Origin of the sequence: Streptomyces sp. AC558_RSS880 (genome assembly GCF_019049255.1) — a bacterium.
In the GTDB taxonomy this organism is placed as follows: domain Bacteria; phylum Actinomycetota; class Actinomycetes; order Streptomycetales; family Streptomycetaceae; genus Streptomyces.
In genome coordinates this window covers 1-12788 of the sequence record NZ_JAGMUJ010000096.1, presented here as the reverse complement: position 1 = coordinate 12788, position 12788 = coordinate 1, and the positions used below count along the sequence as shown (strand labels likewise).

Below are 12788 nucleotides of genomic sequence, written 5' to 3'. Positions count from 1 at the left end.
GGGTTGCGCTCCCGCTCCGCGTGAGCGCTGGCGGGTGGCTGCGCCACCCGCTCAACCCCGATGCTGCGCATCGGGGTTGACGTTCCGTGCGCTGCGCTCCCGGAACGGGCGGGACATCGTCCCGCTGTCAGGCTTTCGCTTCGCTTCAGCCTGAGGGCGGGTCCGCTGCGCTCCCCCGCCCTGAACGGTCCTTCCGGCTTCGCCTCCAGGACTGTTCGGGCCCGCTTCGCGGGCCGGGCTGGCTGCAAGAGTGGTGGTTGCTCGCTGGTGTCAGATGTCAGGTGAGAGCTTCCTTCCAAGTGATGCACATGTAGGATTGGCGGTAAAAGGAGACACCCTCAACCGCTCGATGCGGGCTCAGGTGCTCGCGCTTCCGGAAAAAGGGAAAACGCATGTGGAGTGCTCAAGACGTGGCTCGGGATCAGGTCCGGCGTCAGGCGAATGGCTTAGACGTCGCCGCCGTGTCGGAGAAGGTCGCGGAGGCCGCTGTCCGTGAGCGGGAAACCGCGGAGCGGTTGAGGGGGAACGGTTCCTTCTACGCGTTCGATATGGACCGAGAGCGGTTGGCTGTCATCTGGCTGGCTAAGCACGCTGAGTGGCGGCGCGTCAGGGACTTGATGACTGCAGCTGGTTGGAGTGTGTACGAGCCGGAACGGGACGCTCAGGGTTCGGTGTGGGCCCGCGAGCGTGAGGAACGGTCTGCTGGTGCTCTTGCTTCACACGCCGGCTTCGGGGAGCGGCGGGGGGAGGAAGCGGATGAGCTGCGGGCGGAGGTCTGGTTGTCTTCCGCGTCCAGTCGGCTGGTGCGGGTGGTGGCCGGCCGGACAGGGCTGCGCCCCTCTGAGATCTTGGCCCAGCTTGCCGAGCGGATCGTCGTGAGCGAGGACGGTACCGTCTCCGTGCCGCCCTTCACACCGTCCCTGTGATTTTGAAGCGAGCGCAAAAGAAGACGGGGAGGATCCGGGAAAATGCTGGATATTCAGCTTCGGGAACACCAGGTAACCCAGAAGGCTGCCTTCCGTAAATGGGTGAGATTCCCTGCAAGATCACCCGTGCCCTCTCAGGGGAAGCGGGGGACGATCGTGTCCGCGACCGGATCCGGGAAGACCATCACCGCCGCCGCATGCGCGCTGGAGTGCTTCCCGGACGGGCGGATCCTGGTGACCGTGCCCACCCTGGACCTGCTCGTGCAGACCGCCCAGGCGTGGCGGCTGGTGGGCCACCGGGCCACGATGGTGGCGGTGTGCTCGCTGGAGAACGACCCGGTGCTCACCTCGCTGGGCGTGCGCACCACGACCAACCCGATCCAGCTCGCCCTGTGGGCCGGGGCCGGGCCGGTGGTGGTGTTTGCCACGTATGCCTCCCTGGTGGACCGCGAGGACATCGACGCACCCGAGGGCCAGCGGAAGGTGCGCGGGCCGCTGGAGGCCGCTCTGGCGGGCGGGGAGCGGCTGTACGGGCAGCAGATGGCGGGCTTCGACCTCGCCATCATCGACGAGGCCCACTCAACCGCAGGTGATCTCGGCCGACCATGGGCGGCCATCCACGACAACCAACGGATCCCCGCCGACTACCGGCTCTACCTCACCGCCACCCCACGCATTCTCGCCTCACCCCAGCCGCGCAGGGGCACCGGCGGTCAGGAGGCGGAGCTCGCGTCGATGGGCCAGGACTCGCATACCTATGGGCCGTGGATCGCCGAACTCGGGCTCTCGGAGGCGATCGAACGAGGCGTCCTCGCCGGATTCGAGATCGACGTCCTGGAAGTCCGCGACCCCTCCCCTGTGATCGGCGAGTCCGAAGAGGCCCGGCGGGGCCGGCGTCTGGCCCTGCTGCAGACCGCGCTCCTGGAGCACGCCGCCCGGTGGAACCTCAAGACGGTGATGACGTTCCACCAGCGGGTGGAAGAGGCCTCCGCGTTCGCAGAGCAGTTGCCGCAGACGGCCGCCGAGTTGTACACGAACGACGCCTCCGACGAGGACCTGAAGGCTGCGGAAGAGCTGCCGGAGTCGTCCATCGACGCGGAGTTCTACGAACTCGCGGCCGGACGCCACGTCCCGCCGGACCGAGTGTGGTCGGCGTGGCTGTGCGGCGACCACCTCGTCTCCGAGCGACGCGAAGTGCTGCGCCAGTTCGCAAACGGCATCGACGCGGCCGGACGCCGGGTCCACCGCGCCTTCCTCGCCAGCTGCCGCGTCCTCGGAGAAGGCGTAGACATCTCCGGCGAGCGGGGAGTCGAGGCCGTCTGCTTCGCCGACACCCGCGGCTCCCAGGTAGAGATCGTGCAGAACATCGGCCGCGCACTGCGGCCCCACCGCGACGGCACCACGAAGGTCGCGCGGATCATCGTGCCCGTGTTCCTAGAGCCCGGCGAAGACCCGACCGACATGGTCGCCTCCGCCAGCTTCAAGCCGCTCGTGGCCGTGCTCCAAGGCCTGCGCTCGCACGATGAACGGCTCGTCGAGCAACTCGCCTCCCGCGCGCTCACCAGCGGTAAACGCAAGATCCATGTCCGGCGCGACGAAGAGGGGCGGATCGTCGAGGCCGGCGGCGCGGGCGACAGCGAGGACCAGGAGGAGGACGGCACGCAGGCCGCCGCCGAAGCCGCCCTGCTGCACTTCTCCACCCCACGCGACGCCGGCACCATCGCGGCCTTCCTGCGTACCCGGGTCTACCGGCCCGAATCCCTGGTCTGGCTCGAGGGCTACCAAGCACTGCTGCATTGGCGCGCGGAGAACGAAATCTCCGGCCTCTACGCCGTCCCCTACGACGTCGAGGTCCAGGTCGGGGCAACGAAGTCGTTTCCGCTTGGCCGATGGGTCCACCAGCAGCGGAAGGCACTGCGCGCCGGGGAACTCGACTCACACCGCAAGGAGCTGCTCGACGAAGCCGGGATGGTGTGGGAACCAGGCGAAGAAGCCTGGGAAACCAAGCTCGCCACGCTCCGGTCCTACCGCCGGGCCACCGGGCACTTGGCGCCGAGGCAGGACGCCGTCTGGGACGACCCAGCCGGCGGCGGCCCCGTACCCATCGGGCAACACATGGCCAACCTGAGGCGTCAAGGTGGCCTGGGCAAGGACCCGAAGCGGGCGGCAGAACGCGCGGAGCAGCTGGCCGCGATCGACCCCGACTGGAATTGCCCCTGGCCACTCAACTGGCAACGCCACTACCGAGTGCTCGCCGGCCTGGTCGACGCCGACGGGATGCTGCCCGACATCGCACCCGGGGTCACCTTCGATGGCGACGACATCGGCACGTGGCTCCAGCAGCAGCGCAAGCCGAGCACCTGGGCGCGGCTCCTGCCTGAGCAGCAAGAGCGGCTGACCGGGCTGGGCATCAAGCCGCTCGAGACGCCGGCTCCCGCCCCGCCGACCCGGCGCACGACGAAGGGGCCGAACAAGGCGCAACAGGCATTCCAGCGGGGCCTGACGGCCCTGGCCCAGTGGGTGGAACGGGAAGGCGCCCACCGCCCGGTACCACGCGGGCACACCGAGGAGATCACAGTCGACGCCGAGGCGCAGCCGGTGGTCGTAAAGCTGGGCGTATGGACATCGAACACCAAATCGAGAAGGGAACGGCTGGACACCGACCAACTCGCCGCGCTGCGGGAGCTGGGTGTGGAATGGGCGGGACCACGCTGACCGCCGACCCGGCTCCGGCGCAGCCCGTCCCGCAGCCCGCGCCGGCGGCGGCTCCGAAGCGACGGCAGGTGCGGGAGCCCCACGAACAGTGCGATGAGGAGTTGTACGAGGGCGAGAACTGCACCTGCTGGTCCATCAAGCGGTTCGGGCCACCCTTCGAGCGGGGGAGCTACTAGGGAAGTGGGGTCCGGTGGTGTTCGGGTGCCGGCTGTGCGCGGCGCGCCGTGGGGGTGTGGTCTCGCCACGCATCGCCTTATGGATCCAGGCCCAACGCCGCGACTGGCCACGCCTGCATCCCCAGCAGCAACACCTCCTCACCAGCATCGGCGGCTTCCCCTCATGAACTGACGCCGTCACCGCTGTCCGCCCCGTGCACGCCCGACCACCTTTTTCGCCCGTCTGGAAGAAAAAACTCAAAAAGACGCGGCACCGAGGTCACGCAGCAGGTCCCTCGAAGGCACTCACCCTTCGACAGTCGAGCCCACGTTTCCACGATCAGGAGCCCCAGCGATGCAGGAGTATGAGATTGCAGCCCTCGCCGCCGGGGCCGGATACCTCACGAGCGCGCTGCGGATGTGGATTCGGGTGCACGGACGTACCAGCATGGCCCGCATCCGCAGCAGACATCGCAGCGAGATGATCCGAGGACTGCCCAGCGGCAGCCGGGTCATGGATGAACAGGACAAGATCACCATTGAAGTCGGCGGACCGCGGGCGATGGAGAAGCAAGGGGGCGGCAGTGTCATCGTGGGTGATTGAGTGGTCGGCTCAGGCAGCCTGCCGTACCACTGATCCGGACGAGTTGTTCGTACAGTCCGCGGCACAGGACCGGTCCAAGGCGGTATGCACCGGCTGCCCCGTGAGAACTGAGTGCCTCGCCGACGCACTCGACAATCGAGTCGAGTTCGGCGTATGGGGTGGCATGACCGAACGAGAACGGCGCGCCCTGCTTCGCAGGCGCCCTACCGTCAAGTCCTGGCGCACGCTGCTGCAGAGCGCACGTACCGAGTACGAGCAAGGCACCACGCTGCTTGTCGAAGAACGCCCCAGGCGGCCCCACGAGCAGCAGGGGCTGTCACCGGAACAGGAACAGCAGTACGGGACTCTCTTCCGGATCCGCTTCGTCCCGACCGTCGGGTTCCTGATCGCCGCCGGGGCGGGTCGGCACGACGCTGAGGACGCCGTACAGAGCGCCTTCGTACAGCTGGCACGGGCATGGGGGTCAGTGACACACCCCGAGGCCTGGCTGCGGACCACCGCCTGGCGCATGTGGCTCAAGGCCAAAGACAAGCAGAGAACCTGGTCCTCGGACCCCGCCGACCTACCCGAAGCGGGTGTGCCTGACCCCTGCGGCGAAATCACCGAGCAGGTCGACCTCGTGCGCCTGTTGCGGAAGCTCCCTGTTCTGCAACGCACGGTGATGGCCTTCGAGATCGACGGGGCCACGCCAGCACAGACCGCCGAGGCCCTGGGAGTCCCCAGTGCCAACGTCCGCCAGAACCTGCGCCGGGCACGTCAGAGCCTTGAGCGCATGCTCCAGGACCAGGACGAAGGAGGCGCACTGTGAGCAACTCGCCCAGGCGCAGTGCCGCCCAGCCGGTAGATGACGTGCTGGTCTCCGCCATGCAGCGCCTGACCAACGCGTTGGACGCGACCACGGACGTCGACAGCAGGCTGACAGCCGCCTTGTACGCCGCCGCTCTTCCCCCCGCGCCTCCCGTCAAAGCCTCCATCGACGCCTTCCTCGACCACGGCCGGCAGGAGCTACAGGCAACCCTCGAGGCCACTACAGACGTCGAGAGCCACCTCATCCTGGCCCTCCACGAAATCGACCTCGAACCGCAGACCAACAACACCAACGCTGAGTAAGCACATAGAGGGCGTCTGAAAAGCCTGTCAGCGGGCTGATCTTGCGAGGCGGCGAAGGAGAAGCATGGCCATGGCGAGATAGATGACGTTCTCCGAGTTGACCCGCAGGTATTCATAGTCCTTCGACAGTCGGCGACACCGTCCCAGCCAGGCAAACGTCTTCTCCACCACCCAACGTCGCGGGACTACCGCGAAGAGCGGTACCGCAGGTGGTCGTGTCCCTGCCTTGACCCACGTTGAGCGGAAGCCGCCGTCGCGACGCTGCACGATCTGTACGGTGATGCCCGTGGCTTCCTGGGTCCAGGCGTGGAAGTCGGTGCCGCGATAGCCCTGGTCCGCCCACACATGCCGCAGGCGTGGAAAGTTCTCCGCGGCCCGGGAGAAAAGGACTGCGGCGCCATCACGGTCACCGACGTTGGCCGGGCTGACGCAGGTGAGCAGGACGGTGCCACAGGTGTCGACCAGGAGATGGCGTTTGATACCGCTGACCTTCTTGCCGCCGTCGTAGCCATGCAGCCCACCACGCTCCGTGGCCCGGACACTCTGGCTGTCCACGATGGCAGCGCTGGGAGTCGGATCACGGCCGTGCTCCATCCGCTCGCGCTCACGCAGAGTCGTCAGCATCCGCTCCCACACGCCCTCCTTCTGCCACTGTCGCCAGTAGTGATAGACCGTCTGCCACGGCGGCAGGTCATGCGGCAGGAGCCTCCAGGCGCAGCCGGCCCGCAACCAGTACGCCAACGCGTTGAGGAGCTCCCGCCGAGCGTGCTTTGCCGGCCGCCCGCCAGGTTTGACCTGCGGAACCAGCGGCCTGATGATCTCCCACTCCGGATCAGACAGATCCGTTGGGTAACGGGTACGCAGCCCGCACACCCCAGCCCCCCGAACGTGCGTTACCACCCCGCTGTCAGGAATTTTCCCGCTGACAGGCTTTTCAGACGCCCTCTACTGACTTCGGCTTGTCAGGGTGAGGTTGGTTCGTCGAGGGTCAGGCCGGTGCCGGCTATGAAGCCGTCGGGGGCGTCTGGCCGGTACTGAAGGCGCTTGAGCCGGTTGCGTACGAGGGTCTCGAGTCGGTCCAGGGCGACGACGGCGAGGTTGGCACGGCTGCGCTTGACGTGCGCCCATACCCACTCGACCGGGTTGAGGTCGGGCGAGTAGGCGGGCAGCAGGAACACCGTCAGCCATGCACGCTCGGCGATCAGCTCACGCATGGCGTGGGAGACGTGGGTGTTGAGGCGGTCCCGCACCAGCACGATCGGTGCCTTGACGAGCTGGTGGACGCCGTCGATCAGCGCGATGAAGTCCCGCTCGCCCATACTGCGGCGCGTGCTTTTGCCCGCTCGGTGAGTGCGCAGGCGGTGGCACAGCCGGGTGCGGGAACCCGGCCGCACGGCGGTCAGCCCGGCCACCGACAGGCGTCCCGAGCGGCGGCCGCTCACCGTCACCTGCGGGGTGTGGCCGCGCCGGCCCCAGGTGCGTCCTTTGGGCGGCCGGCGGGTGAACCCGGCTTCGTCCTCGAAGCAGAGGTAGCCTCCGCAGGCCGCCCGGGCTCTTTTACCTCCGCCCAGGCCGCCTCCTTCCACACGGTGACGGCCCTCTCGTCGCGCTCGGCCACCCTGCGTGCGGGGATTTGCGGACTGAAGCCGAGCCGGTGCATCAGCCTCGTGGCGCCGGAGACGCTGTAGGACACGTGGAACTTCCTGCCGATCAGCGTCGCCACCCGCGCCGCCGTCCACACCTGGTCCTCCACCCAGCCGTGCGCGGCCGGACCCTGCTCGAGATACCCGGCGAGCTTCTCCAGGCAGCGCGGCGACAGACGGCATCGCGACCCGCCCGGGCCACGCGAGACCAGACCCTCACGACCACCCGCCCGCCACAACTGGTGCCACTGGTAGGCCGATTTCAGGCTCACCCGCAGACGCCGCGCCACCTCCGGCGGCTTGATCTTCTGCTCGAACCACTCGGCCGCCTGCATCCGCACCGACTCCCGGCGCCGACGTCCCACAGCCGTCAGCCCGCCCCCATCCGCATACCTCACACACCACGAAATACAGTCACCACACCGAACCCGCCAGGGACTTCAAGGCAGCTCACCCTAACGAGCCGAAGTCAGTAAGAACTCGTAACACGATCTTGCTGGCGTGCTGCGGCTGGTCGGGGGCGTTGTTGAATAGGTTGCCGACATCGAGGTCGTTCACGGGCTACGCCGGAGTCATGCCGGGATGAAGCTCGGCCACCAGGGTGGGACGTTGCCCGGGCACAACGGGGCGGGGTAGGAGTCCGGCATGCCGAGCCAGGTGACAAGGAACCAGGTGAACCACAGGGTGAAGATGAGCCCTGCGGTCAGGGCTGTCCTGCGGTGACGTCTTCCGAGGGTGCTGTGCAGGATCACCCACGTAACCGCAGCGGCGATCCATATGAGAGGCGCAAGAAACAGCAAGGTCATGCCATTGGTTACGCCGTTGCCGATGTCACAAGCAGCCCATGCACTCCCTATGGCAGGAGTGGATACCACCGCGGTCAGCCCACCGAAGAGGACACCGAGGCCAGTTCCTCTGAACCAGCGGCCCGGAGGAGTCGACGGCTCTGCTCCCATGATCGTCTCTCCCGCCTCGCCGTAGATGCGGAGGGTACCAACGTTCTGAAGCAGCCCACTGGAGCCCTGGCCTGCCCCGACGCCGGTCAGTCGTTCTTGGGTCTCCGAAGCCGTCGCCAGCAGATGAGACTGCAGGCCAAGGAGAGGAAGGCGTCGTGGAGTTCGGTGCGGCGTTCCCAGCGGACGGCGAGGCGTTTGAAGTGGTGGAGCAGGGCGAAGGTCTGCTCGACGACGTAGCGGAGCTTGCCCAGGCCCTTGATGTTTGGGGCCCCCTTGCGGGAGATGACGGGCAGGATCCGTCGGCGACGTAATTCGGCGCGGTGGGCGTTGGAGTCGTAGCCCTTGTCGCCGAGCAGGGCGTCGGGCCGGCGACGGGGCCGGCCGGGGCGGCCGGCGACGGGTGGGATGCCGTCGACCAGGGCGAGGGTCTGGGTGACGTCGTTGACGTTGGCCGCGGTGGTGATGACCTTGAGCGGGGTGCCGTGTCCGTCGCAGATCAGGTGGTGTTTGCTGCCCGTCTTCCGCCGGTCGACCGGCGACGGACCGGTGTCGGCGCCCCCTTCTTCGCGCGGATGTGAGAGCCGTCCACGCACGCACGTGACCAGTCGAGTTCGCCGGCCGCGTTCAGTTCCGCGAGCAGGGTCCGGTGCAGCCGGTCGAAGACTCCTGCTTTCTGCCACCGGTCCAGGCGGCGCCAGCATGTCTGTCCCGAGCCGAACCCCAGCTCCAGCGGCAGGAGCTGCCAGGCCATGTCGTTGTGGAGGACGTACAGGATGCCCTGGAGGCAGAGCCGGTCCGCCACCGGTCGTGGCCCCGGCGCCTTCTCCGACCACGGCGGCAGCAGCGGTTCGATCAGCGCCCACAAGTCATCGTCCACGATCCACGGCCGGGTAGTCACACCCTCACGAACGGCCGAATCCTCACATCGGTCACGGCCAACCAGGACGTTTCAGCAAGATCGTGTTACGAGCTCTATGGGCGTGGTCGCGGATGCAGCGCAGGGGCGCTTTCTATTTGACGGGCGCGGTGCCCACTGCGGATTGCCCGGATCACGGCAGGGGCATGTCGCGTTCGATCCAGTCGGTTACGGATGGACGCGAGGGTCGCCAGCCGAGAGCTCGAGCGCGGGTGGCGCGGACGCGGCTGTTGGTGCCGAGCGCATAGCGGGCGAATCCCTCACCCCACGCGGCCCCGGCAGACTCCAGGTCCCACGGCTGGACCGGCCCCAGGCCAAGACGGCGGGCGATTGCCTGTCCGATCTCGGCGAACGAGGCGTCCTCGCCCCCCTCCACGAAGTAGAACCCGGCGGCTGCGGGCTCGGTGAGAGCCAGCTGGTAGAGGTCGGTCATGTCGTCGAGATGTACGGTCGACCATCGGTTGAGGCCGCGTCCGACCACGCGGACGATGCCACTGCCGAGGGCCTGGTTGACTAGCGGTGGGATCAACACCGTCTGCGGGCGGGGGCCCGTTCCGTTGCCATAGATCAGCGAGTTGCACAATACGACCGTGCGCAGCCCCGTGTCGCCGGCATCGACGACAGTGCGCTCGACGTCGTAGCGGGCGCGGCGGATGGGATGGTTACCCGGACTGAACGCAATGGAGTCGTCGAAGACCGTGCCGGAGGCGCTTTGCCCCTGGGCGTCATCTCCGATGACGCTGGTTCCGCTGGTGTGGACAAGTACCTTTCCCGAGCCGCGCAGCGCAGCGATGAAGGTTTCGACGGCGCCGCGGTGATCGCTGTTGGCGGTGTTGATCACCGCGTCCGCCCGCCGGGCTTCCCGCTCAAGCAGGGCGGTGTCGTTGAGGTCGCCGACGACCGGCTTAATGCCCGCCGAGGCGAGAGCATCGACCACGCCGGGGGTGCGGGTCAGGCCGCGCACGGTGTGCTTGTCGCGGATCAGGCGCTGGGCGACGGCTCCGCCGATGTAGCCGCTCGCGCCCGTGAGGAAGACGTCCATGGTGAATCCTTGCCGGGAGGTGTTCGGGGCTGGGGTCTAGCTGCGGAATCGGCCGGCCGCTCGGAGGGCCTCGTCGAGTGGTGTGCGCTGCCGCTGGTCGCCGAACTCATCGATACGGGTGATGCGGCCATCGCGAACGGTCACCAGCAGGCAGCGGGAGATGCGCACCGGGGTGTCGTCCTCCAGTTCACCGGAGGCGGTCGCGGCCAGTGCGAAGCCGCCGTGGTCAACCGTGAGGGACCAGATCCGGTCGCAGTGGCCACAGACCACGTCCTTGGCCGCGCGGAGCATCCGCACCATCGCACCCGCGAACTCACCGCCGGACAGCGAAACAGTCTCGTGGTCGAAGCTGTGCCAAACCTCGACGGTCTCGGCGAACAATTCGTGGAAGTCGGGGTCGACACGCGTCAGGCTGTAGGTCTGCACGAACCGGGTGGCAACCTGGTGAACGGGGCCGTCCGCAGCCATGGACGGCGCCAGGAGACTCATGACCTCATGCACGGTCTGTTGTTGATCGGTCATGGATGAAATGTGCCTGTTGAGTTGAGCTCCGACCATCTTCCTTGCCGTATTGGCAAAGACCACTCACATAGCCGTGGCCTCTCAGGGGCGTTGTCACGTTGTCGGGTGCCTGGGTGTCTGACGGTGCGTCGGGGCCTGGTAGGTCCTTGGTCCAGGCGTGCGTTCAGGCTGTGGTGGGCCGGCTCCTGGGGCCGGTGATGTGGTCCCAGATGGCGAAGCGAATGGTCATCTCGGCCTGGTAGTCGGGTGCGCTCATGAGAGGACGGTGGAGCCGAAAGTGCGATGAAATGCCGCTGAACGCGGACAGAAACCGTTGTGCCGCGCCCGCCGATCGGAAGCCCTTCATCGCGCGTTCGCGCTGCCGGGTGGGCTGGTGGCTGTTCTCGGCCCGGTTGTTCAGACCTTTAGCTTGACGTTTAACCTCAAGGGTCGGCCCGCGTCATCGCGGGGTCTTCACTGCATGTCCAATCGCGACGAGGCCGACACCGACGACCAGGAGCGATGGAGAGCGCAAGTTCCAGCTGATCAGTATCAGGATCGCCCCTGCTCCCCAGGATCTGGGTTGCCGTACTCGCTGCTGGAGCCATCGACCGGGCATACGGCCGAGCAGCAGAGCGTGCACCCCGATGACGGCCAGGACGATGGCGAGGGTGACCAGCACAAAGCCCAGCACAAGGGTCACGTCCGCTGGAGTGGTGTATCGACGGCCACTCGGTGATCTCGTTTGAGGCTATGCGGTGAGTTCGGTGGGCAGGACGGTGTCGTCGTTTTCTGACTCGATCGGGTGGAGGCGGGCCTTGGCGAGGAGTTCGCGGCCCATGTAGCGGCGGGCCTCGGTCCACTCGTCGTTCTGCTCGGCCAGCACCGCCCCGACGAGGCGGATGACGGCGGTGCGGTCGGGGAAGATGCCGACCACGTCGGTGCGACGCCGGATCTCCTTGTTCAGCCGTTCCTGCGGATTGTTCGACCAGATCTGCCGCCAGATCTCTCGCGGGAAGGCGGTGAAGGCCAGCAGGTCGTGCTGGGCGGCGTCCAAGTGGGCTGCGACCTTGGGGAACTTGGCCTCCAAGGCGTCCAGGACATGCCGCATCTGGGCCTTCACGGCGTCGGTGTCGGGCTGTTCGAAGACAGTCCGCAGCAACGTGGCCACCCACGGCTGAGCCGACTTCGGCACCTGGCTCAGCAAGTTCCTCGCATAGTGGGTGCGACAGCGCTGCCAGGAGGCGCCGGGCAGCACCGCGCCGATCGCGTCCACCAGGCCGGCGTGGGCGTCGGAGATGACGAGCTGGACGCCGGACAGGCCGCGGGCGATGAGCGAGCGCAGGAAGGCTAGCCAGCCGGCGCCGTCCTCGGCGGTGGCGACGTCGATGCCGAGGATCTCGCGGTGGCCGTCGGCGTTGACACCGACCGCGATCAGCGCATGCACGTTGACGATCCGGCCGCCCTCGCGGACCTTCTGTGTCAGGGCGTCGACCCAGACGAACGAGTACGGGCCGGCGTCCAGGGGCCGGTTGCGGAAGGCGGCGACCTGCTCGTCCAGGTGCTTGGCCATCGCGCTGACCTGGGACTTCGACAGCTGGGTGACGCCGAGGGACTCGGCGAGTTTCTCCACTCGGCGGGTGGAAACACCGAGGAGGTAGGCGGTGGCGACCACCGAGATCAAGGCCTGCTCGGCCCGGCGGCGGCGTTCCAGGAGCCAGTGCGGGAAGTAGCTGCCGGACCGCAGCTTGGGAACGGCCAGCTCGACCGTGCCGGCCCGGGTGTCCCACTCCCGCGGGCGATAGCCGTTGCGGTGGTTGACCCTCTCGTCGCTGACCTGCCCGTATTCGGCGTTGCAGAGGGTGTCGGCCTCCGCGGACATGAGGGCATCGGCGAACGTTTTGATCATCGCGCGCAGCAGGTCGGGACTCGCCGCGGCGAGGTTGTCCTCGGCGAGGGCGTGCAGGGGCAGACTGTCGGGTGCGGTCATCGTGCTGATCTCCTTCGAGCTTCGACATCTCGAAGATCAGCCGGTGGCCGTTCAACTATGCGGGCACCATCCCGATGCCGGAGCAAACCCCCGGATCAGGTGGGAACCCGTACACCACTTCCCAGGACGCAACCCAGCACAAGGAACGTGAACAAATCTCCTCCCCCTGCTTCTGGCTGTCACGCCGCATCGCTATCCAACCCGACTGCCGCGGAGATCTCACTGCCGGG

General features: G+C 67.4%; 12 protein-coding genes and 3 pseudogenes. 7 read left to right on the top strand and 8 right to left on the bottom strand.

Going from position 1 to position 12788, the window contains the following annotated elements; all coding sequences use genetic code 11:
* Positions 1–461 precede the first annotated feature (461 nt).
* The 7 genes and pseudogenes from KUM38_RS27700 (at position 462) to KUM38_RS27675 (ending at position 5510) form a co-directional block, all read left to right on the top strand.
* Positions 462–926 (top strand): hypothetical protein, encoded by a 465-nt coding sequence (locus tag KUM38_RS27700; protein ID WP_308409065.1) that lies wholly within the window; start codon positions 462–464, stop codon positions 924–926.
* 42 nt (positions 927–968) lie between these two features.
* Positions 969–3641, top strand: a complete 2673-nt coding sequence (locus tag KUM38_RS27695) for a DEAD/DEAH box helicase (RefSeq protein WP_217133055.1) — start codon at positions 969–971, stop codon at positions 3639–3641.
* A complete protein-coding gene (locus KUM38_RS27690; RefSeq protein ID WP_217133054.1) occupies positions 3623–3817 on the top strand; it encodes a hypothetical protein in 195 nt (64 codons plus the stop codon). Before KUM38_RS27695 ends, KUM38_RS27690 begins: the two co-directional genes overlap by 19 nt.
* Before the next feature lie 334 nt (positions 3818–4151).
* The gene (locus KUM38_RS27685) at positions 4152–4400 is read left to right on the top strand and encodes a hypothetical protein (protein ID WP_217133051.1); all 249 of its coding nucleotides are present in this window, start codon (positions 4152–4154) and stop codon (positions 4398–4400) included.
* Positions 4315–4674 (top strand): annotated as a pseudogene (locus KUM38_RS42245) (WhiB family transcriptional regulator); the annotation flags it as partial. The gene KUM38_RS27685 and the pseudogene KUM38_RS42245, both read left to right, overlap by 86 nt.
* A gap of 234 nt (positions 4675–4908) precedes the next feature.
* Positions 4909–5208, top strand: a complete 300-nt coding sequence (locus KUM38_RS43365) for a sigma-70 family RNA polymerase sigma factor (protein ID WP_308409066.1) — start codon at positions 4909–4911, stop codon at positions 5206–5208.
* Entirely contained in the window at positions 5205–5510 is a 306-nt protein-coding gene (locus KUM38_RS27675; RefSeq protein WP_217133049.1) for a hypothetical protein, read from the top strand. The genes KUM38_RS43365 and KUM38_RS27675 overlap by 4 nt, the downstream gene beginning before the upstream one ends.
* Before the next feature lie 27 nt (positions 5511–5537).
* Here KUM38_RS27675 and KUM38_RS27670 read toward each other — a convergent pair whose 3' ends face one another.
* The 8 genes and pseudogenes from KUM38_RS27670 to KUM38_RS27635 all read right to left on the bottom strand — a co-directional run bounded on the left by KUM38_RS27670 (position 5538) and on the right by KUM38_RS27635 (position 12558).
* Positions 5538–6383 (bottom strand): IS5 family transposase, encoded by an 846-nt coding sequence (locus tag KUM38_RS27670; RefSeq protein ID WP_217133048.1) that lies wholly within the window; start codon positions 6381–6383, stop codon positions 5538–5540.
* Positions 6384–6472: 89 nt separating this feature from the next.
* Positions 6473–7096, bottom strand: coding sequence for a transposase (locus tag KUM38_RS27665; RefSeq protein WP_374227089.1), 624 nt, complete (start codon positions 7094–7096; stop codon positions 6473–6475).
* Positions 7096–7494: pseudogene (locus KUM38_RS27660) on the bottom strand (winged helix-turn-helix domain-containing protein); the annotation flags it as partial. The gene KUM38_RS27665 and the pseudogene KUM38_RS27660, both read right to left, overlap by 1 nt.
* A gap of 701 nt (positions 7495–8195) precedes the next feature.
* Positions 8196–8989 (bottom strand): IS5 family transposase gene (locus KUM38_RS27655; protein WP_374227090.1). Its coding sequence is split into 2 segments (ribosomal slippage): positions 8196–8672 and positions 8675–8989, totalling 792 coding nucleotides; the frame shifts between segments, so codons are not numbered across the junction.
* A gap of 169 nt (positions 8990–9158) precedes the next feature.
* Positions 9159–10067 carry an NAD-dependent epimerase/dehydratase family protein gene (locus KUM38_RS27650; protein ID WP_217133047.1) on the bottom strand — a complete coding sequence of 303 codons (909 nt, stop codon included), beginning with the start codon at positions 10065–10067 and terminating at the stop codon, positions 9159–9161.
* A gap of 36 nt (positions 10068–10103) precedes the next feature.
* Positions 10104–10652 carry a hypothetical protein gene (locus tag KUM38_RS27645; RefSeq protein WP_217133046.1) on the bottom strand — a complete coding sequence of 183 codons (549 nt, stop codon included), beginning with the start codon at positions 10650–10652 and terminating at the stop codon, positions 10104–10106.
* Positions 10653–10886: 234 nt separating this feature from the next.
* Positions 10887–11004, bottom strand: a pseudogene (locus KUM38_RS42235) (DDE-type integrase/transposase/recombinase); the annotation flags it as partial.
* Between the two features lie 315 nt (positions 11005–11319).
* Complete coding sequence (locus tag KUM38_RS27635; protein WP_217133044.1) at positions 11320–12558, bottom strand: IS256 family transposase; 1239 nt, start codon at positions 12556–12558, stop codon at positions 11320–11322.
* Positions 12559–12788: the final 230 nt, after the last annotated feature.